Here is a 20,669-nt window from a genome sequence, read left to right as displayed (position 1 = left end):
CACAGGTTGGGGCACGTTGTTCCGATTTGACTGACCACCACTGCGGCAGCAAACGCTGCACCTTGGCCTCCGCGAACCGGTCATCGATCAGCATCACCACCCCGCGATCCTGCTGGGTGCGAATGACGCGGCCAGCCGCCTGCACGACTTTCTGCAGCCCGGGATACAAATACGTGTAATCGTAGCCATCGCCAAAAATGGCCGCCATGCGCTGCTTGATCTGTTCGTTGACCGGGTTGAACTGCGCCAGCCCCAGCGTTGCGATGAACGCGCCGATCAGGCGTGATCCCGGCAGGTCGATCCCTTCGCCGAACGCCCCACCCAGCACCGCGAAACCGATGCCCTGGCTGTGCTCCATGAACCGGTCGACAAAAGCCTGCCGGGGCGCTTCCCCCATGCCACGCGATTGGCTCCAGGTGGCAATGTGCGGGAATCGCTCGGCAAATAATTGCGCCACCTGCTGCAAGTAATCGAAGCTGCTGAAGAACGCCAGGTAATTACCGGGACGCGCGTCAAACTGGCGGGCCATCAACGTGACGATCGGTTCGAGGGACGCCTGGCGATGGGCAAACCGGGTGGAAATCCGGCTGATCACCTGGACATCCAGTTGTTCGGCCTGGAACGGCGATTCGACATCGATCCACACCGTGTCCGCTGGCGTACCCAACAGGTCCGCATAGTACCGCCGCGGGCTCAGCGTCGCGGAAAACAGCACGCTGCTGCGCGACGCAGTGAACCGGGGCCGCAGGAAACCGGCCGGCACCACGTTGCGCAGACACAGCGCGGAGAAGCTGCGCTGGCGCGCGGATTCGCGCTTGTGAATGTCGAACAGGAAGTGCTCATCGAACGACTCGGCGACGCGGCCGAACTGCAGGGCGTCGAAATAGAACGCTTGCAGGCCGCTGTCCAAGCCCTGCGGATGGTCGTTGAGGTAATCACCGATAGCGGTCGTGCAGGCTCCCAATGCCTGGAGCAATTTGTCCGGCGGCTTTTCATAGGCCTGGTAAGCGGCAACCTGCGGCGCATGCAGGGCGTTCCACTGGCGATTGACCTTCTGCAGGGCTTTTTTCAGCGGCTCGGGGGCGGTTTTCAACAACGCCGTCAACGCCGCCTGGTCGAGGGTCGCGCTGTACATCTGCCGTCCGCGCTCCACCAGGTTGTGGGCTTCGTCCACCAAGGTGGCGACGGTCCAGTCATTGGCCTGGGCGAGGCCGAATAACAAGGCACTGAAGTCGAAGTAATAGTTGTAGTCAGCCACCACCATGTCGGCCCAACGGGCCATTTCCTGGCTCAGGTAGTACGGGCAGATGTCGTGATCCAACGCAATGTCGCGCAAAGCCGCCTGATCAAGCAGCGTTACCTGACTCGCCGCCGCCCGCGCCTGCGGCAGGCGATCATAAAAACCGCGGGCCAGTGGGCACGATTCGCCATGGCAGGCTTTGTCCGGATGCTCGCAGGCCTTGTCCCGGGCGATCATTTCCAATACCCGCAACGGCATGGCCGGGGCGCTGTCGGTAATCAGCCGGGCCGCGTCCAGGGCCAATTTGCGTCCCGGGGTTTTCGCCGTGAGAAAGAACACCTTGTCCAGTCGCTGGGGCGCCAAAGCCTTGAGCATCGGGAACACCGTGCCAACGGTCTTGCCGATCCCGGTCGGCGCCTGGGCCATCAGGCAACGGCCGGTGCTGACGGCCTTGAACACCGACTCGGCCAGGTGCCGTTGCCCGGGCCTGAAGCCAGCATGGGGAAAGGCCAAGGCCTGGGCGCCGCGGTTGCGCGCCTGGCGATGGTGCAATTCCTGTTCGGCCCAGGCCAGGAACAGGGCGCACTGCTGCTCGAAGAACATCTGGAGCTGCGATGCTTCGAAGCTGTGGGTCAGGCAGGTTTCCTTTTCACTGACGATGTCGAAATACACCAATGCGACGTCAATCTGCGGCACCTGCAATTTCTGGCACATCAGCCAGCCGTAGATCTTCGCCTGGGCCCAATGCAACTGGCGATGGTTGTCGGGTTGCTTGCCCAGGTCGCCCCGGTAGGTCTTGACCTCTTCGAGGCAGTTACGACCAGGATCGTATCCGTCTGCCCGGCCCTTCACTCGCAAGGTTTGGTAGATGCCTTCGAGGCTCACCTCGGCCTGATAACCCTCGCTGCGCCGCGAGGCCACGGTGCGGTGGCCGATAATCCCCTCCAGCGCGGTGGGAGACGGCGTGAAGCGCAGATCCAGGTCGCCGACCTTGGCGGTGAATTCACACAACGCCCGCACGGCAATGCTGTAGCTCGGCAGATCGGTCATGCACCCTGCTCCGCCCATTGCACGTAACAGACGGCGACGGGCATCCGGTGCTCATGGCAAAACTCCAGCCAGCGCAGTTGGTTGTCTTGCAGGCGATCGCCGGGCCCTTTGACTTCGATCATCCGGTAGGTCTTGTCCTGCGGCCAGAACTGGATCAGATCGGGCATGCCGGCGCGGTTGGCCTTGATGTCCAGCAACAGGCGGTTGAACCAGTGCTTGAGGTGTTCCGCCGGGAGGCAGTCGAGGGCCTGCTCCAGCAGCGCCTCCGACAGCGCCCCCCAGAACACGAACGGTGACTGTACGCCCCACTTCTGCACGTAGCGGCGGCGGATGGTGTCCCGGTAGCGACCGTCCTCCAGCTCGGCAAAACACGCCGCGAACAGCTCGGCGCGGCGCTCATGGAAGTCCTCGTTGAGCAGGTCCACCGGTCCGCGCTGGAACGGATGGAAAAAAGCCCCCGGCAGCGGCGCGAAAATCGCCGGCCAGCACAGCAGGCCGAACAGCGAATTGACCAGGCTGTTCTCGACGTAATGCACCGGAGCGGCGTCCTCGTGCAGGTGGGCCTGGACGCAATATTCCACCGACAACATGGGATCGACGCGAGGCAAATGCAGATCCAACCGTTCCACTTCCCGGGCGACGGCTCGCGCTACCGGTGGCCCGCCCAGCTTGCGCCGCAGCCGGGGCACGATCCGCAGCAAGGCCTGGCACTCCGCCGCGCTTTGCGGCGATTGCACCGCCATCTCGGCCAGTTCGAGGGCCAGCGTGTATTCGCCAATGCGCTCCAGCACACGAATCATCCGCAGCCGTGCGCCGGGATATCTGCAGTCGCGATAAATGCACAACGCCAAGGCAAAATCGCCGATGCGCTCGCCGTGCTGGCCCATCTGGAACAGCAATTTGCCTCGGCGTCGCTCCAGCCAGGGATTGTCCAGGACCAACGCGCTGACGCGATCTACGATCGTTTCGAGCGGTTCGCCCGTTTCGAAGCGTTGCTGGCATTCATGCAGGAACAGGCAGGCATCGATGTCCTGGCGGCTGCGCACCCCCCGGGACTCGGCGCTGAACTCGACGGTTTCATAGGTAAAGATGCCCAGGTCCGCCAGCACGAACTCCGACCAGTCCTGGTAGAGGTTGCCAAAAAACATCAGCCGCAGGCGATCGCACAGGTCCATGACCGTGATACTGAACAGCCGTTCTTCAAGCTGTGGGCACCAGTCGCGAAATGGCTGGGGTTCGCTGAAGCAATCGGCCAGGGCCAGCAGCCACTCGGCCTTTTTTGCCTTGGGCTGCTCGATCAAGTGCCCCAGGCACAGGAGAATTTCCGGCTTGAGCAGCACATCGAACAGCTCGACCAGGCTCAGGCTGGCCTGCTCCTCGACCCAACCCAGCGCCAACAACGGCGCTACGGCGGCGCTTATCTCGCCGATCTCCGCGTAGTGAAGCTTGCTGTGGCGAAAATGCAGGCCCTTACGCATCACCAGCCGCACCAACAGGCCTTGGGACGAACGCGGCAGTGCTGCGAAAGCATCGATGAATTGCTGTTCTTCAACGCTGAGCACATCACCGTAACGCTGGCTCAGCCAGACGAGAACACGCTGGAAGTTGTTCAGGTAATAAAAGGGATCGTCGAGGGGGTTCGCTGTCACGGGAGCGGGCGCCACAAAAGCTGGATACTGGTTATGCGTACAGATATCAGCTACCGAGGGCCCAGGCAACTGCAAAAGATGAGCGGTCTCCTAGTATTAAATATAAATCCTTCAAGCGGCGATGAACTTTCCTACGGCAAGCGGGACAAATGGCGGTTAACTCAGTGATGGCCCGGTCGAATCAGACAGGCCGCACCCTTCTGATAAAGAGGTTACGGATTATGAACATCAGGATTCTGGGCCTGCCCCTGGCTGCCATGGCGTTCCTGGCTCTGGCCGGCTGTGCGACACCTACGGTGGTGACGCTGCAGAACGGTACCCAGTATTTGACCGAGGACACGCCCAATACCCGTACCGCCGATGGCTTCTACGAGTTCGAAGACATTTCAGGCAAGAAAGTCCGGGTCCGCGCCGACGAAGTGGCAACGATACGCAAGGGAGACTGATGGAATCCGCGTCTGCTTCATGAAAGGTTTTACGGTTCGATCGTGCCCGCGCACACGTCTCGCAGGCAGCTTCTTATCCAGCGGTGCACGGGGTCGGCGTCCATACGCGGATGCCAGAGCATGGCTACCGTAAACCCAGGGACCACGAACGGCAACGCGAAGGTATGCATGCCAAGGCGCAAACGGGTGCTGTAGCGTTCCGGCACGCTGGCGATCATGTCACTGGAACGCGCCAACCCCAGCGCGGTGGAAAAGCCCGGCACGGTGGTGATGAGGCGTCGGGACAAACCCAAGGCGCCAAGGGCCTGGTCGATGGAGCCGTGCTCCAAGCCACGCAGGGAAATGCCAATGTGCTCGCCTGCCGCATAATCCGCGGCGCTTACGTCGATCCTGCTCAGCGGATGTCCTGCCCGCACGACGCCAACGATGCGGTCACCGAACAACCCTTGCGTCAGCAGCTCCGGGCTGGTGTCTTCATCCACAACGGCGGTCTCCAGATCCACGCTGCCCTCGCGCAACGCCGTGCTGTCCCTGTCGGTCTTTTCTACAAACCGCAACCTGATTCCCGGGGCCTGCCGGGCAATTCGCTCGATCAGCTCGATCGCGAAGTTTTCCACGAAGCCTTGCCGGGTGCGCAACGTGAAGGTCCGATTCACCGTCCCCAGGTTCGTGGCCTGCACCGGACGTAGCGCGGCCTGAGCGCCCTGCACCAATTGACTGACCTGCTCGCGCAACTCGATCGCCCGCGGTGTCGGAACCAATCCGCGCCCCGCCCGCACCAGCAACGGATCACCGATGGCCTGGCGCAACCGCGCCAAGGCCCGGCTCATGGCCGAAGGGCTGAGCTGCAGCCGCCGGGCCGCACCGGCCACACTGCCTTCGGACAAGAGCGCGTCCAGCGTGACAAGTAAGTTGAGGTCGGTAGCGGACATCGTCGGGCCCTCGGATAGGATGGATAGCGTTTCATGCAGCTATAACGTGCAATTCGTGCGTCTTCCGCCATGTTATGCCACCGCGTACCGTTCTCGCAGCGATTTATAGGCGAACCGGATTGCGAGGAAACATGATGAAACCAGCCAATACCCAACCAAGCCTGCCACCCACGAGCGGTCCACAACCGTTTGTTCCCGCGCGCCAGGCCTTGGCCAGCCTGGCACTGTCAACGTTATTGGCGTCGCTGGGGGCCAGCGTCACCGCCGTGGGACTGCCGGTGTTGGCCCAAGCGTTTGACGCCTCGTTCCAGCATGTTCAGTGGGTAGTGCTGGCCTATCTACTGGCGATCACCACGCTGATCGTCAGTCTCGGACGCCTGGGCGACCTGATTGGCCGACGCAAGCTGTTACTGGCGGGAATCGCGCTGTTTACGCTCGCGTCAGCCTTGTGCGGCCTCGCGCCGTCGCTGGGGCTGTTGATCGCCGCCCGGGCACTGCAAGGGCTGGGGGCCGCCATCATGATGACGCTGACGCTGGCCCTGGTCGGCGAAACGGTCGATAAGACCAGGGCGGGCAGCGCCATGGGACTGCTCGCCACGCTGTCCGCGGTAGGCACCGCGCTGGGCCCTTCCCTGGGAGGCATGTTGATAACCGGGTTTGGCTGGCAGGCGTTGTTCCTGATCAACGTACCGCTCGGGCTGCTGACCCTGCTATTGGCCTGGCGGTCCCTGCCCGCCGGGCAAGCCGCCCCTGTCGAGAAGGTGCGTTTCGACGTCATCGGCACGCTTTTGCTCGCCGCAGCTCTGGGCACCTACGCCTTGGCCATGACGCTGGGTGGCGGGCATTTCGGTGGGTTGAATGTGAGCTTGCTGGCGGCGGCCATTCTGAGCGGAGGATTGTTCGTCCGGACGCAGCGCCGGCGCCCATCGCCGCTGATCCCGCTGGCGATGTTCAGCGATCGCCTGCTGGTATCGGGCCTGGCGACGAGCGCGCTGGTCGCAACGGTCATGATGGCGACCTTGCTGGTGGGGCCATTCTACTTGTCGATCGCGCTGGGGCTCCCGTCGGCCATTGTCGGCCTGGTACTGGCCGTCGGGCCATGCGTCGCCGCCCTCGCCGGCATGCCTGCCGGGCGCCTCGCCGATCGGTTCGGGGTGCGTCCCATGCGGCTCCTGGGGCTGGCGACTATGGCGAGCGGTTGCCTGCTGCTGTCGCTGGTTCCCCCGACGCTTGGCATCGCCGGTTACGTCACGGCGATCATGGTAACGACCTTGGGCTACGCGATGTTCCAGACAGCAAACAATGCGGCGGTAATGGCCGAAATCCCTGCCAACCGACGGGGCGTTATTGCCGGGCTGCTCAACTTATCGCGCAACCTCGGCTTCTTCAGTGGCGCAGCGGTACTCGGCGCGGTCTTCGCGGCCATGTTGCCGACCAACGGCACCTCCACCGTCTCTCCCGAAGCCGTTGCCGACGGGCTGCACGTCAGCTTCGCCGTCGCCCTGTGCCTGATGGTGCTGGCAGGCTTCATCGCCTTCAAATACCGCGAGCCAGAGCCGTTGACAGCCTGTCAGGACACGGCGGGACGACCATGATGGCACTCTGAACATTTGTACTTAGGTCATGATGCAGATCAAAAAAAATGAACCAATCGCCAAACGGACTGAAAAAATCCACGTGGCGTTCATTTTCAGGTGCTATTTTTAGTTCTCACTGGTAGAGCCATGAGGGCTCTTCCTTCCTGACATGAGCAAACGGAAGCGCTTGATGAAGAAGGCGGGCTACAGATGAATAAAGGATCTTTCAGCAAGGTTACGTTCCCCAATGCCTGCCAGTTGATGCGCTGGCATTTCCATCCCATGGGCTTCGAGGCCAGCATGGACGCGCCAGGCAGTATGGTCGCCCGGCTGTTTGACCGTGCGAGCGGCGAAACCATGATCGCAATCGCCGGTATCCCCTGCGCGACGGTGATGAACGCCCCTGACGTGGAGCGAATCATCGAAGCGGTGGAGGCCGAGCTTGAAGCCTTTGTACCGCCGGTTGGCTTGCGACGATTCGCCTCCTGACAAAAAAGCCCACATTTTCATGTGGGCTTTTTTGTGGGTCACAGAACGATCATCAGCGGATCAGCCGCGAGCACGGCGATGATCTTTGAAAAACGGCTTGCCTACCCCGATCCGGTCCGACGCCTTGGGTGCGTTGGCCGCCTGATTGTCCTGGCCGTCGACGTACCAATAGCAATGCTGAACGGCCCGAGTGATGCCTACATACGCCAGGCGCAGGATTTCATCCTTTTGCGCAGCATCATAGGGTTCGGTGTCACCGTCCTGTCCCAACCCGGCCATCCGGTAGACCTGGTTCTTGTAGGGTGAGCTGGTCAGGTGCTGGCAATCTCCCAGCAGGAATACCGCATCCGCCTGAAGCCCCTTGGCGCTGTGATAAGTCATCTGTCTCAGGCGGCGCTGCGGATAAGGCAAGCTAGAATCCACATTAACTATTGACTGAATATGTTTATCTATCAGTAACTTATCGCTACTTTTTCGATACAGCATCAAGATTGTATCGCCGTTGCGGTAATGCTCATCGAGCCGCCGCGCCAAGCCTTCATCGTCCCTGTCCAAGACGGTCACCGGGCTTGCCAAGCGAGGCGCGCCGCTAGCCTTGGCTTTTTTACCGGGGATGGCCGCCGCTCCGCGCACGATGTGCTCAGCCGCGTCGATGATGTGCTGGTGACTTCGGTAGTTGTCGGTGAGCATCACCCGGGTATGGGTTGGTGACGGAAATTGCTTGTTGAACGCCATGAAAAAGCTTGGCGAGCTGCCACGCCAGCCGTAGATCGACTGCCAGTCGTCACCTACGCACAACAAGGAAGAACGTTGGGCACCGCGCCCGGTATGCAGGGCTGCGCTACGCCTGCGCACTTCACGCAGGCTCGCCCTCAGCCAAGACACGATCTGGGGCGAAACGTCCTGGAATTCGTCGATCATCAAATGCGACAACGGCCTCAACAGGGCGTCATCAAGCAGCTTGAAGTTTTCCGGGGAGTGTTCGCTGAACAACGCAAACATCCGGTTATAGGTCATGACCGGAGGCGATTGATCCAGCAGATGATCTTCGAACGCACGCCAGAAACGACTCAACGCCTCGAAGAAATAACGATCCGGGTCATTGCTGGAGAAACACATCCTGCCCACGGCTTCAGGTACATCCAGGCCAAGATTTTCGATAAACCCCGCCGCTGCGACAAAACAGTCCAGCAAAGGGGCCGACGTGAGCTCGCCCTTGACCTTGTAGTCGAACCCGGGCCCCGCACTGACATCCCCAGCCACGGCGGACAACAGGCGTTTTGAGTCTTCATACTTATCAAGCCAAATCAGTGGCTTACGACAGAAAGCTTGAAACAAGGTGCGCTTTACGGCCCATTCCGCACGCACACTCAGCTTGGCACCGGGACGGCTGAGCTGCGGGTTCTCCCGTGGATCGAATCCCAGCATCACCCAGGTATCAAGGGATTTGATGTAGCCATGGCAATGAAATCTCGCCCCGTTGATTTCAAATACCTGGCGTTTCGGTTCAATACCTTTAATCGGCCAAGCCCCCGCCCGGAACCACAGGTCTTCGATTGCGTCGCAGAGTGCTTCATCGCGCTGGGCGGCCAGCTCCGTGACAGCCACACGCTTCTGCACATCCGGATGGTCGCGCTCCAGTTCCTTGAGCTGCAGGGCATGACGGGAAAGCGGCTGGATCAACTCGCGGAAACGCTCGTCACGCTGATGGAGGTTGTAATAACAGGCATTGAGCTGCTGGCGCTGGGCATCGTTGATGCGCAAGTCGAACGGGTTGCCCTGGGCGTCATCCTCATCCGCTCCGGCGCGGTGGCTCAAGGTCTCGAAGGCCTGGAGCCGCTCGAATCCCGGCAGGCTGCGGACCATGGGCAAGATACGCGAGTGAAAGGTGCGCACCAGATCCCGGGCTTCCTTCTGGCTGACCGTGCGCCCCCACAGGGCAAACATTTCGATGAGTTTCTGGATAAAGTCCTTTCGCGATTCCCGGGTGAAGGTCACCACGGTCATTGAGTCCAGTTCGAACCCCAGGTATTGCGACAGCAACACAATACGCAGCACCAGGGTCGTTGACTTGCCCGCGCCTGCGCCCGCCACCACGGAAGTGGCCGGCGTGTCGCTGAAAATCATCTTCCATTGGCCGCTGCTGGGCTGCGCATGGGCTGGTAGCAATCGCGCTACGTCCGCCTTGATGCGTTTCTTCAGTTCGGCGGTCAGGGGCAATCGCCAGTCGTCGAACAGCAGGTCATCAACTTGCGGCGCCGGGTGCTCGGTACTTCGTGAGTCGCGGATCAACAGGACCTGACGCCCCGCTTCCAGCCCTTCAGCCCGGCCTTCCTTGTAGCCATAGTCAAAACCGGCGGTATGACCGCTGCGAAAGCCGTCGGCTTGCCCGTGCAGCCATGAGGCGCGGTGCTGGGCGCGCAGGCGCGTCAGGCCGTGGCCGAAAAAACGCGCGGCCAGGCGTTTGAACCAGGGCATCTGGGCCAAGGGCAGGAGATCAGGGGGAAGATCGGGACTGTGTAGCGACACGCTGGGGACTCCGGTGTTCAGAACCATGGCGACTATGGTGTCTGGATTCGCTACCGGTTTCCAGCCAAAAGCTTTTATCTCAGGGATTTAGGCGATGAAGTGAAAGTGGTATGGCAGGTTGGTATCGCGGTGCTTAGTGGCGACGCGTTCGCGAGCAGGCTCGCTCCCACAAGGATATGCATGGCTGCGTGGGAACGAGCTTGCTCGCGATACGACGCTCAGTTACTGCCCGGAAATGGCACCGTCCACCAATGCCTGGGCTTCGACCACCAGTTGCTTCAGGTGATCGTCGCCAATGAAGCTTTCGGCGTAGATCTTGTAAATGTCCTCGGTACCGGACGGACGCGCCGCAAACCAGCCATTCTCGGTCATGACTTTCAATCCGCCGATAGCCTGATCATTGCCCGGCGCATGGCTGAGGATGCTCTGGATTGTCTCGCCCGCCAATTCGGTGGACTGGACCTGATCCGGCGAAAGCTTGCTCAGCAACGCCTTCTGTTGAGGACTGGCCTTGGCATCGACGCGCACCGAGAACGGTTCGCCCAATTCATCCGTCAGGGCGCGGTAGGCCTGGCTTGGATCGCGGCCGGTGCGAGCCGTCATCTCAGCGGCCAAAAGCGCCGGGATCAGGCCATCCTTGTCGGTACTCCACACCCCGCCGTCCTTGCGCAGGAACGAGGCCCCGGCACTTTCTTCGCCGCCAAAGCCAAGGGAGCCATCGAACAGCCCATCGGCGAACCATTTGAAGCCCACCGGCACCTCATACAGGCGTCGACCCAGGCGCTTGGCAACCCGATCGATCAGGCCGCTACTGACCACCGTCTTGCCGACTGCGGCGTCAGCCCGCCACTGGGGACGGTTCTGGAACAAGTAATCGATGGACACCGCCAGGTAATTGTTCGGCGCCAACAGGCCACCGCTTGGCGTCACGATGCCGTGACGGTCGTGATCCGGGTCGCAGGCAAAGGCCACGTCGAAACGTTCTTTCAGGCCGATCAACCCTTGCATGGCGTGGCTGGACGATGGGTCCATGCGGATCTGCCCGTCCCAGTCGACCGTCATGAAGCGGAACGTCGAGTCCACCTGGGTGTTCACCACTTCCAGATCCAGGCGATAGTGCTCGGCGATTGCGGGCCAGTAGCGCACCCCTGCTCCGCCCAATGGATCTACGCCCAGGCGCAAGCCGGCTTCGCGGATGGCGTCGAAATCAATGACATTGACCAGGTCTGCCACATAGGTATTGAGGAAATCGTGGCGGTGAGTGGTCTCGGCCTTGAGCGCTTGCTCGTAGCTGATGCGCTTGACACCCGCCAACTGGTTGGCCAGCAGCTCGTTGGCCTTGGCTTCGATCCACTTGGTGATATGGGTATCTGCCGGGCCACCATTGGTGGGGTTGTATTTGTAGCCGCCGCTCTGCGGTGGATTATGGGACGGCGTGATGACGATGCCGTCGGCCAGGCCAGTGGTGCGGCCGCGGTTGTAGCACAGGATGGCATGGGAAACCGCTGGCGTGGGGGTGTACTCATCACCTTCGGCGATCATCACGGTCACGCCGTTGGCGGCCAGCACTTCCAATGCGCTGGCGCCGGCAGGCGTGGAGAGTGCATGGGTGTCGATGCCGACGAACAAAGGGCCGTTGATGCCATGGGCTTCCCGGAACAGGCAGATTGCCTGGCTGATGGCGAGCACGTGCCACTCGTTGAAGCCCAGGTCAAAAGAACTGCCGCGATGCCCCGAGGTGCCAAAAGCCACGCGCTGGGTCGCAACCGAGGCGTCGGGCCGGCCGGTGTAATAGGCCGTCACCAGTCGCGGGATATCGATCAACAACTCTGCCGGTGCCGGCTTGCCCGCAAATGGACTGACTGTCATGCAAAACCTCGGAATGGAGTGGCTCGAAAATGGGTGCAGTTTACTGACAGTTCGACCATGACGCGATGGGTTCGATCCATCGCCCTGCGATCATGATTGTTCAAGCCTCAATGCTTCGGCCAACGCACAGAACGCCGCGTCCGGATCATCCGCCCCCTGGAATGTGTGAGTCAGGCGCAAATGCTGGCTATAAAGGCCCTGAATACTGAACAGCTCCCCCGGCGCGATGACAATGCGCCTGCCCAGCAACCGCTGGAATACCCCGCGCAGGTCGGCCTGTCGTGATGATCGAGCCCATACCGTTGCGCCACCTTCGGGTTCGACCCATTGCAGGCAGTCGCCCAGCCGATCACGCATCAATTGTATTGTCGAAGCCGCGTTTTCCCGCAGCAGGCGCCGCAGCACCAGCAGGTGCTGGTCGATCCGACCGTTGCCATACAAGCGCGCGATCGCTTTCTGGCGGATCGGCGACAGACGAAACGCACGCAAAAGGAATTGTCGTTGCAACACCAATGTCAGTTGCCGCGACAGCACATAACCATAGGGCGCCTCGGGACCAATGGTCTTTTCAAACGTGGAGTAGACAATCAGCCGGTCCGGATCGACCAAATCCCGGAACGGAGGGCTGCCTGGCTCGAATACCAGATCGGTGTAACTGTCGTTCTCCAGTACCCAGGTGCCGCACTGCTCCAGCAGACGCGCCACCTCTCGACGGTTGGCTTCACTTTTCACCGTGCCCATGGGCATGCTCAGGACCGAAGACAGCACCACCAGCCGTACCGTTTCGCTCGCCAGCAACTGTTCCAGCTGTTCGACATCAACGTCCCCGTCCGTCATCAAGGGCAGCTCGACAACCTGGATGTCAGCCGCCTGGAGCAAGCGCAGGACAGTCCAGTCACAGGGCGACTCAACCAGGACAGTCGCACCTTTTAACGTCAGCACGGCAATCAGGATTTCCAACACCCCACGCAGGTCAGCGCCTATATAGACGTCATCGGCGCTCCAGCATCGGGCGGGCGAAGAAGTGTAGCGAGCCGCCAGCGCCATGCGCAGTTCCTGCTCGCCCCAGGGTTGCGAAGGCATCTGGGATGCACGCGGGTACTGGCGCAACAACTCGCGCTCAAGCAACAGGAGAGGACTGTCCAGCGACTGCAATGACGCCGGTTCATCGGCACCCAGCACCAGCATGCCTGGCCGACGGGCATTGACGTACAAGGTTTCGAGCAGGTCTTCACCGTCGCCCAGGGCGGTCACACAAGGCGCCGGCAGCGCGTAATAGCCGGACTTGGCGATCGAATACACTCGCCCTTCCTTTTCCAACAAGGAATATGCGTACTGGATGGTGGATATGGACACGCTCAATCGCTCGGCCAATTGGCGCAACGACGGCAAGCGCACCCGAGGATCGGCGCCCAGTTCATTTATCAGGTTTGTCAGGTACCTGTAGACCGCCTGGTAGGCAAAATCGGGTTCACGACTTCCCTTCATGAGGCAAGCCCAATGAAACGTGCCACTGCCAGTCCTGCCTCGGTGCTGAAAACGAAATCCCTCAAGCCTCCTTCCTCAGCGCGCCCAGCGTTCGTACAGTTCATGGGCGCCTTGCTCGTCCTCGCTCGAGTCGGGCGCCTCAGGCACAGACCGGCGGGCGGACACAGTCACGATTGGCTGCTCCGACACAGCAATGGGGGACTGGTATATCTTGTTGAGCAAGGCGACGGACAGGCCGCTGATCTCGTACAACCATTGCTTCGCCTCCTCAGTGGCGGGCCCACCCTCTATGGCGTTGCGCAGCTCCGGCAGGGCAAACAGCATGTCGGGATGGCAACAACGCAAGTAATTTTCCAGACCCGCGCCGTTTTCAATAAAGGGCGCATACAACATGCACACCAATTGCGTTTCGCTAAGCCCCAGGGTTTCCTGTGCTTCGGCGGCGGCCTGGGCGCGGCGCTCAGGCATGACCGAAGGCGAACCGAACAGTTCCTGGACCTGCTGGCAGACATGCATGGGCAATTGCTTGCGATGCATGAGCATGATCGTGCGCTGGACGTAGTCACCATACCCATGCTCATAGCTGCGTCCTTGCAGGTAACAGGCTTGCAGGCCATACAAATGAGCCGACAGGTACGGGCTAAGGTATTCATGATCCAGCGTCGGTGCGATGAGCCCATCGGGTCGCACTCCCAGGAACTCGCCGAACAACGCCCAACTGCTCTCTTCCAGCCGATCGACGATCAGATCATCGATGCTGACGCGCCCCAACCGTCGACACGCCTCGAAACGGCCTTCGGGACGCCATGGCTCGATGTTTTCCTGGCCGTAGAACTGTCGGAAAAGCTCGCCCCCCATGGCGTCGAGTTGTGCAAAGAGGCCATCGAAACCACCGCTCGGTTCGATGACCAGGCCGAACCTCCTGGACGCACGCTGAAGCCCGGCCATGAACTGCTTCTGCTGCCGTGGCGTGTCGCTGCTGACCCACGAATCCACTCCCGTTCCCCAGCGCGCCATGTTCCTGTAGAACTCCGCCATCGCCAGGTAGCCCTCATCGCCCAGGCCCAAGAGGCTATCAGGCGAGCGAAGATGGCCGAACATCAACAAGTCCGTACGGTTGGCATCTCGCGCTGCCGTCGATAACGGCTTCCGATGATTGAAGGAGGTCACTTCACGGTTGTCGGCCATCAACAGCTCCACGCGAGGGTCGTCGTAGACGAACAGCGCGCTGTAGCAGTGATGAATGTTTTCCAGGGTGGCTTGTGAGATATCGCCCATACGGGGAGTCACGACGCGCAGGCCGAACGTCGCTGGATACCGGCCCGCGATGGTCAACTGCGCCGCCCGCAAGGCCGTCAGGACGTAAAAGCTTTCCCGACTGCCATTCTGGACCATCAGCACACGATAATCGCCGATTCGCTCAGCGCCGCCGGCTGCCACGATCAGACGCTGAACCAAAAGCTGTATTGCGGTGCGTTCCGCTCGGGAATAGAAGTCCAGCAAGCGTTGCAACATCTGTTGGTATACGTAGGTCATTGCCTGCTCATGAATTGCACTCATAGCCATCTACCTGGAAATTCGATTATCGGCGCCACACCCGCACCGACTTGATTGCAGGGCGGGCTGGCCTGGATGAAAGACTTTGTTATTGCAAACAGTATTAGCAGTCCGCTCACACCTTGCCTCTGGTAATTATTTGTCACACATGTAAAAGTCGTCCTACCTGGTCGACACACCCCTCCACAACCCCATGATTTCATTGACTATCGCCGTATTCATTACGCGTCCTAGGAAATTTCTTACAGCGTCCCACAGACAATGGATACATAAAATAAAGAACAAGCCTAACGGCAACTCCTCATACCCCCGGGTCATGACCTTCAAATTTTGATAGATAGGGTTTAAAACAGGTAAGTACGACCAAGCCACACACTAGCGGGAATGAACTTTAGATATTTATATCGCACCATGATTTCATCCTTGATAGAAACGAGCGTTCAATTATCAAGACTTAAATAATGATTAGAAGATACAGATTGACGGCAAAAACCAGTTCAGTTGGGTTTGCGGGTCGCTGATCCTGGGCGATGGAGGGCATCAGCCACGACATCACGCGCCCAGGCGCAGCTGCGCTCGGCGCCGAGTGGGTGGGATGACAGAGAGAGATAGGGGCCGATTCGGCCGGGGACCGCGCAAGAGCCGTAGACAATGACTCTTGCGCAAGGGGACAGATCAGGCGGGATCGACGATCTGAAGGGCAACACGCTCACGGCAAGGGCATTCACCCATGTAGCGGTGGGCCTCGACGAACTCGGAGAATGGGAACACCCGAGTCTTGAGCGGCAGCAACACGCGGTCGGCGGTCAGTTGATTGATGTCGCGCAATGCGCGTTGCAACGCCACCTGGTCCTGGACAATGCCCAGTTCCGGCTTGCCAGTGAAGTTGCCGATGCAGTGCACGAAGAACTGGATGTTCTTCTGGAACGCCGCGCAGGCCGGGAATGGCGTCTGGTTGCCGCCTTGCAGGCCATACAGCACCAGGCTGCCACGGGGCGCCAACACATCGCCGAGCAGCGACATCTGCGGCCCGCCAAGGCCGTCGAACACAACATCAACGCCACGGCTGTCAGTGAGCTTGTTGATCTGCATCAGCAAGTCCTGCTCTTCGGTGACAATGACCTTTTCAGCGCCCAGCGACAGCAGGTATTCACGCTCGTCGGCCGTCTTGGTGGCTGCAATCACCCGCACACCCAAGGCTTTGCCCAGCTGTACGAAGGATGGGCCGGCGCAATGGCTGGCGTCGGTCACCAGGGCAAATTGCCCAGGCTTGACCCTGGCCAGGTCCATGTAGGCGAAATAGGCGATCAACAGCGGCGTGTAATGCACGGCGGCTTCGACCGGGCTGAGCACGTCGGGATAACGGGTCAGGGCGGTGCGCGGCAATACGATGACTTCGCCGTACACTGGGTAATCGTTCGGGCTCTCGGCGGGGAAGCTGGCGACTTTGTCGCCCACGGCCAGATCGTCGACACCTTCGCCGACGGCAGTTACCACGCCGGCCATTTCGTGTCCCAGCCCTGATGGCAGGCGGGCCTGGGAAGACGCCAGGTTCTGGCGCCAAAGGGTGTCATACCAGCTGATGCCGATCGCTTCGACACGGACCTGCACTTCTCCTGGCGCAGGAAGAGCCGCCGCATGCTCTTCGCATTTGAGCACCTCGGCACCACCAAACTTGTGAAAACGGATCGTGCGGGACATCGCAAACCTCGTCAAAGTAACCTCTAATGCCATGAACTCTATCCGGGCTTTGTACCCAAGACCATCAGTGGCTATTAATAGTCGACATGCCTGTCATTGATTCCGCAGCAAGAAAACCGAACCAGTCCTGTAAGCCTTATCCTTAAGAAAATGCATTTACCCGATGCAGAGTACCAGCCTTTCCCCGTAAGATTCATGCCGGCCATTGTTCCCATATGGCCGTCCACGTCAAGCTTGCCGAATCTGCCAGGACCCCAGATGAATCGTAATGACCTGCGTCGTGTCGACCTGAACCTGTTGATCGTGTTCGAAACATTGATGCATGAACGCAGCGTGACCCGCGCCGCCGAGAAACTGTTCCTCGGCCAGCCGGCCATCAGTGCCGCACTGTCGCGCCTGCGCAGCCTGTTCGATGATCCTCTGTTCGTGCGCACCGGGCGCAGCATGGAACCCACGGCCCGGGCGGTCGAGATCTTCGCCCTGCTCTCTCCGGCCCTGGATTCGATTTCGACGGCGGTCAGCCGGGCGGCGGAATTCGACCCGGCCACCAGCACCTCGGTGTTTCGCATCGGTCTGTCGGACGATGCCGAGTTCGCCCTGCTGCCGATGTTGCTCAAGCGCCTGCGGGCCGAAGCGCCAGGCATCGTGCTGGTGGTGCGCCGGGTCAATTACATCCTGATGCCGGGCTTGCTGGCATCTGGCGAAATCTCCATCGGCGTCAGCTACACCGAAGACCTGCCGGCCAATGCCAAGCGCAAGGTCCTGCGGCGCAGCATGCCCAAAGTGCTGCGGGCCGACACCGCGCCAGGACGGCTGACACTGGACGAATTCTGCGCCCGCCCCCACGCCCTGGTGTCCTTCGCGGGTGACTTGAGCGGGTTCATCGATGAAGAGCTGGAAAAACTCGACCGCAAGCGCCATGTGGTATTGGCCGTGCCGCAGTTCAACGGCTTGAGTACGCTGTTGTCAGGCACTGACATCATTGCCATCGTGCCCGACTACACCGCCGACGCACTGACCGCCGCCGGCGGCGTGCGCGCCGAAGACCCGCCGATTCCGGTGCGCAGCTTCGAATTGCACATGGCCTGGCGTGGGTCGCAGGACAACGACCCAGGGGAGCGCTGGTTGCGTTCGCGGATTCAGATGTTCTTTGGCGATCCTGACAGTCTCTAGGCTTCGTCGGGCAGGCTGGTGCCTAGCAGATAAATTATCGCTCTACAGCGACGCATTTGATCTCCACGAGAAGGCCGGGGCGAGCCAGTTCACCGACACCTATGCATGTCCATGCACAAGTGCCCCTAGGAAACACTTCATCTTTCACGCGTCTGAAAATGGGCATGTGGCTGTGCATATCGACGTGAAAAGTTGTCATTTCGACAATATCTTCAAATTCGCAGCCACCGGCTTCCAAGACGAGCCGAAGATTCTCCCATGCCGCCAAAAACTGCTGCTCAGGGTCTTCGATAACTGATAATTCCGGCGTCCGGCCTACCTGACCAGCGCAATAAAGCGTTTTTCCTACCTTTACAGCGGGTGCATAACCAGCCTGCTCGAAGAGCAATCTCATGCCATCTGGAACAATAATCTGACGATCAGTCATGGTTGTGGAGCCCAAAATATAAACGGATACGAAAGCTGACCCAGGCGCCAGAGCGGCGTCCACTCGGGTCACGCGTCATTGATCAATCAAATCCGGCAGGTATCAGGCGCACACCTACGCGGAATCTGAACAGTCGACCAGCCGCCTGCTTCCTCCGATGGGGTAGGATAATCAGAGACCTATCGAAATCGCCGTAGCTGCATTGCCCCTGGAAATCCTAGCCCGCGACGAAAGAACTATCGAGAGCCGTCCGTTCCCCTTTCTCTGAATCTGACTGGTCGAAAAGATGGCTCTCGGCTGAAGAAGACTTGCGACGGCGCAAAATCCGAATATTGGGCGATCGTAGTGGCGCTCGAACAATCTCAATCGGTATCCAGGTGAAGGTTGTTGCGGACAGAGCCACTGCGATCGCGAAGGCATTCAGCCCGCCTCCGAAGATAATGTCAGAGGAGAGTTCGCTTTCTTCGCCACACTCGGTCCGGTCATCAAAAGACTTCAAGTAGAGCGGCCTACCCGCTTCATTCAGGCAGCTCTGTTGGGTGATCACACTGCTAGCCAAAACGCCTCGAACGGGGAAGTTGAAGTCCGCAATATCCAGGCCACTGGCTCGCGTACCTGGCACTGATCGACCTGGTCTGCTCGGAGCGCTCACCGTACGCTTGCGCCATGCCAACATTTGAAGCATTGCGTCCATCTCCGGTCGGCGTGACAAGGTCGTGGTCGAGTCCGATAGCACGTGTGCGCTCGTTGTATCCGGCTGCTGCACATGTGACCTGGACTGAGCCTGCAAGTGGGAGCGGAAATCCGCTCCATTGGTAGGAGCTCGCATTTTGTTTTCTGATGTCGGCAACACGGTTGGACCTGGCGGTACGGCAGAAATACCGGTCATAAAGCACCTCATACCAGACTGATGTCATCACTAACTCCGATGCTCCTGGCATTGCTATGCACTACCAGAACGCAACTGCGCCACCTCGACCTGCCTGACCATTGGGGTCAAGAGTGACTAGTCGCGCGAATGAGATGGGGAGCGAACGCGCATCCAATAGAAAACTGATTCGGTCGTATGCGTCGGAAGCAGTTTGCAAATCGAATGTCTATTGTTTTGGTTTTTGCCTCATCAGATCCCGCTGAACCAGTTGTATCCCTGGTCTTCCCAATACCCGCCCGGGTTGTCGTTGCTTACGAAAATCTCGACAACATGCTTGGGGTTTTTGAAGCCCAGCTTGGTGGGTACTCGAACCCTGAGGGGATAGCCGTACTCGGGCGGCAATGCAACGTCAGCGTAATCCAGTGCCAGCAGTGTTTGTGGGTGCAAGGCTGTTGGCATGTCCAGACTGGAGTAATAACGATCAGCACATTTGAAACCGACAAATTTCGCCGTAGTGTCGGCCCCGATGTGTTCCAGGAAGGTTTTGAGCGGTACGCCTCCCCATTGCCCGATGGCGCTCCAGCCTTCAACACAGATCAAACGGGTTATATCGCTACGTTGCGGCAGCTTGCGTAAGCTTTCGAGTGTCCAGGGTGCCTTGTCCGTGACCCGGCCGGAGACAGCCAGCGAGTAACTCGCCAAGTCCACTTCAGGGATATCGTCCTGACCATAGAATGCGTTGAACGGAAATGGCGTGGTGATCTGCGCGCTGGTGAAGGTCGGCGCCAGTTTATGTCCGCTGAACAGCCAGGCCTGGACCCGATCGTTCCAACGCGACATGGCCCAAAGAACCTTGTCGACCTGATCGCCGTCCTGCAGGTTGCAACCGGTCAACATCGACATCGCGCCCACGGTCAAGCCGGCACGAAGGAAATGCCGGCGCTGAATGTTCTCCAGTTCTAGCTGTTGCGCAGGTTCAAGCCTGATGCGCTGAACAGTTTTTTTAAGTTCAGTCATGGTCATTTTCCCCGGCCTCAAGAGACCGCACTCCACCCGTAATCATTGGCAGCAGGGTTTTCGGTACCAAAATCACCAAGGCCAGATGAAGCACGACGAATGCAGCAATCATCGCCATCGCCCCGAAATGTACATAACGTGCAATGTCATAGCCGCCCAGCAGCGCCACCAACTCTTGAAGTTGAATGGGTTTCCAGATCGCTACGCCCGAGATGACGACGAGTGCGCCTGCCGCCAGCACCATCCAGTACATCAGACGCTGCACTGCGTTATAGATGCCCTTTTCATGCACCAGCCGTAAGTGCAAAGCGTCCGTAAAATCATGCTTCAACGCGGCAAGCCCGATGGGCAGCAACTCACGTTTGAAGTGACGACTGAAGAATCCATACAGCACATAGATCGCGCCGTTGATCAGCAGCAGCCACATGAATGCGAAATGCCAGGCCAGCGCCCCGCCCAGCCATCCGCCCACGGTCAACGCCACCGGGAACCTGAAGCTGAGCAGTGGCGAGGCGTTGTAAATGGCCCAACCGCTCATGAACATGCAGACCATGCAAACGGCGTTGAGCCAGTGGGTGAGGCGAACCGGCCAGGGATGAAGCTTTTTCTGTCTCACGTGTTTCCCCTTGAAAGCCATCCATGTAGCGGAGCGTT

Annotated in this window: 15 protein-coding genes; 4 read left to right on the top strand and 11 right to left on the bottom strand. The window is 59.8% G+C overall.

All coding sequences use genetic code 11. The features are described 5' to 3' along the window. Both OC610_RS02820 and OC610_RS02815 read right to left on the bottom strand, forming a co-directional pair. Nucleotides 1–2,290: ATP-dependent DNA helicase (locus tag OC610_RS02820; RefSeq protein WP_264426399.1), on the bottom strand; the 2,290-nt coding region annotated here is incomplete at its 3' end. Continuing rightward, nucleotides 2,287–3,939, bottom strand: coding sequence for a VRR-NUC domain-containing protein (locus OC610_RS02815; RefSeq protein WP_264426398.1), 1,653 nt, complete (start codon nt 3,937–3,939; stop codon nt 2,287–2,289). The genes OC610_RS02820 and OC610_RS02815, both read right to left, overlap by 4 nt. Before the next feature lie 221 nt (nt 3,940–4,160). Between OC610_RS02815 and OC610_RS02810 the strand changes: the two genes are divergently transcribed. Beyond that, entirely contained in the window at nt 4,161–4,385 is a 225-nt protein-coding gene (locus OC610_RS02810; protein ID WP_264426397.1) for a YgdI/YgdR family lipoprotein, read from the top strand. A gap of 29 nt (nt 4,386–4,414) precedes the next feature. Here the strand turns inward: OC610_RS02810 and OC610_RS02805 are convergent, their stop codons facing one another. Beyond that, complete coding sequence (locus OC610_RS02805) at nt 4,415–5,317, bottom strand: LysR family transcriptional regulator (protein ID WP_264426396.1); 903 nt, start codon at nt 5,315–5,317, stop codon at nt 4,415–4,417. A gap of 134 nt (nt 5,318–5,451) precedes the next feature. Here OC610_RS02805 and OC610_RS02800 point away from each other — a divergent pair, with 134 nt between their 5' ends. After that, a complete protein-coding gene (locus OC610_RS02800; protein ID WP_264426395.1) occupies nt 5,452–6,912 on the top strand; it encodes an MFS transporter in 1,461 nt (486 codons plus the stop codon). 192 nt (nt 6,913–7,104) lie between these two features. After that, nucleotides 7,105–7,383 (top strand): DUF1652 domain-containing protein, encoded by a 279-nt coding sequence (locus OC610_RS02795; protein WP_003201764.1) that lies wholly within the window; start codon nt 7,105–7,107, stop codon nt 7,381–7,383. A 60-nt stretch (nt 7,384–7,443) separates the two neighbouring features. Here OC610_RS02795 and OC610_RS02790 read toward each other — a convergent pair whose 3' ends face one another. The 5 genes from OC610_RS02790 to OC610_RS02770 form a co-directional block, all read right to left on the bottom strand. Then, a complete protein-coding gene (locus OC610_RS02790) occupies nt 7,444–9,912 on the bottom strand; it encodes a UvrD-helicase domain-containing protein (RefSeq protein WP_264426391.1) in 2,469 nt (822 codons plus the stop codon). A gap of 222 nt (nt 9,913–10,134) precedes the next feature. Further along, nucleotides 10,135–11,781 carry a phosphoglucomutase (alpha-D-glucose-1,6-bisphosphate-dependent) gene (gene pgm, locus OC610_RS02785; RefSeq protein ID WP_264426390.1) on the bottom strand — a complete coding sequence of 549 codons (1,647 nt, stop codon included), beginning with the start codon at nt 11,779–11,781 and terminating at the stop codon, nt 10,135–10,137. 90 nt (nt 11,782–11,871) lie between these two features. Beyond that, nucleotides 11,872–13,269: an aminotransferase-like domain-containing protein gene (locus OC610_RS02780; RefSeq protein ID WP_264426389.1), complete on the bottom strand. Its 1,398-nt coding sequence runs from the start codon at nt 13,267–13,269 to the stop codon at nt 11,872–11,874. A 75-nt stretch (nt 13,270–13,344) separates the two neighbouring features. Next, a complete protein-coding gene (locus OC610_RS02775) occupies nt 13,345–14,829 on the bottom strand; it encodes a hypothetical protein (protein ID WP_408636524.1) in 1,485 nt (494 codons plus the stop codon). 672 nt (nt 14,830–15,501) lie between these two features. After that, on the bottom strand, nt 15,502–16,527 hold the full coding sequence (locus OC610_RS02770) for a zinc-dependent alcohol dehydrogenase family protein (protein ID WP_264426386.1): 1,026 nt from the start codon (nt 16,525–16,527) through the stop codon (nt 15,502–15,504). A gap of 258 nt (nt 16,528–16,785) precedes the next feature. Between OC610_RS02770 and OC610_RS02765 the strand changes: the two genes are divergently transcribed. After that, complete coding sequence (locus tag OC610_RS02765) at nt 16,786–17,700, top strand: LysR family transcriptional regulator (RefSeq protein WP_030138713.1); 915 nt, start codon at nt 16,786–16,788, stop codon at nt 17,698–17,700. A 34-nt stretch (nt 17,701–17,734) separates the two neighbouring features. On the opposite strand, the gene OC610_RS02760 is transcribed toward OC610_RS02765, so the two are convergent. The 3 genes from OC610_RS02760 to OC610_RS02750 form a co-directional block, all read right to left on the bottom strand. Continuing rightward, a complete protein-coding gene (locus OC610_RS02760; protein ID WP_030138712.1) occupies nt 17,735–18,127 on the bottom strand; it encodes a RidA family protein in 393 nt (130 codons plus the stop codon). Nucleotides 18,128–19,247: 1,120 nt separating this feature from the next. Next, nucleotides 19,248–20,015 carry a molybdopterin-dependent oxidoreductase gene (locus tag OC610_RS02755; RefSeq protein WP_030138710.1) on the bottom strand — a complete coding sequence of 256 codons (768 nt, stop codon included), beginning with the start codon at nt 20,013–20,015 and terminating at the stop codon, nt 19,248–19,250. Beyond that, on the bottom strand, nt 20,008–20,631 hold the full coding sequence (locus tag OC610_RS02750; protein WP_030138709.1) for a cytochrome b/b6 domain-containing protein: 624 nt from the start codon (nt 20,629–20,631) through the stop codon (nt 20,008–20,010). The genes OC610_RS02755 and OC610_RS02750 overlap by 8 nt, the downstream gene beginning before the upstream one ends. Nucleotides 20,632–20,669 lie beyond the last annotated feature (38 nt).

The sequence above is a fragment of the Pseudomonas agronomica genome, from assembly GCF_025917275.1.
Lineage (GTDB): Bacteria > Pseudomonadota > Gammaproteobacteria > Pseudomonadales > Pseudomonadaceae > Aquipseudomonas > Aquipseudomonas agronomica.
Note: the sequence above shows the minus strand (reverse complement) of the source record. Positions and strands in the feature narration are given on the sequence as shown.

Excerpts from the sequence above, each read along its gene's own strand:
- OC610_RS02760 (WP_030138712.1), bottom strand. The coding sequence starts at position 18,127 with ATGACTGATCGTCAGATTATTGTTCCAGATGGCATGAGATTGCTCTTC.
- OC610_RS02795 (WP_003201764.1), top strand. The coding sequence starts at position 7,105 with ATGAATAAAGGATCTTTCAGCAAGGTTACGTTCCCCAATGCCTGCCAG.
- OC610_RS02800 (WP_264426395.1), top strand. The coding sequence starts at position 5,452 with ATGAAACCAGCCAATACCCAACCAAGCCTGCCACCCACGAGCGGTCCA.
- OC610_RS02810 (WP_264426397.1), top strand. The coding sequence starts at position 4,161 with ATGAACATCAGGATTCTGGGCCTGCCCCTGGCTGCCATGGCGTTCCTG.
- pgm (WP_264426390.1), bottom strand. The coding sequence starts at position 11,781 with ATGACAGTCAGTCCATTTGCGGGCAAGCCGGCACCGGCAGAGTTGTTG.
- OC610_RS02805 (WP_264426396.1), bottom strand. The coding sequence starts at position 5,317 with ATGTCCGCTACCGACCTCAACTTACTTGTCACGCTGGACGCGCTCTTG.
- OC610_RS02765 (WP_030138713.1), top strand. The coding sequence starts at position 16,786 with ATGAATCGTAATGACCTGCGTCGTGTCGACCTGAACCTGTTGATCGTG.
- OC610_RS02770 (WP_264426386.1), bottom strand. The coding sequence starts at position 16,527 with ATGTCCCGCACGATCCGTTTTCACAAGTTTGGTGGTGCCGAGGTGCTC.
- OC610_RS02775 (WP_408636524.1), bottom strand. The coding sequence starts at position 14,829 with ATGAGTGCAATTCATGAGCAGGCAATGACCTACGTATACCAACAGATG.
- OC610_RS02780 (WP_264426389.1), bottom strand. The coding sequence starts at position 13,269 with ATGAAGGGAAGTCGTGAACCCGATTTTGCCTACCAGGCGGTCTACAGG.
- OC610_RS02755 (WP_030138710.1), bottom strand. The coding sequence starts at position 20,015 with ATGACTGAACTTAAAAAAACTGTTCAGCGCATCAGGCTTGAACCTGCG.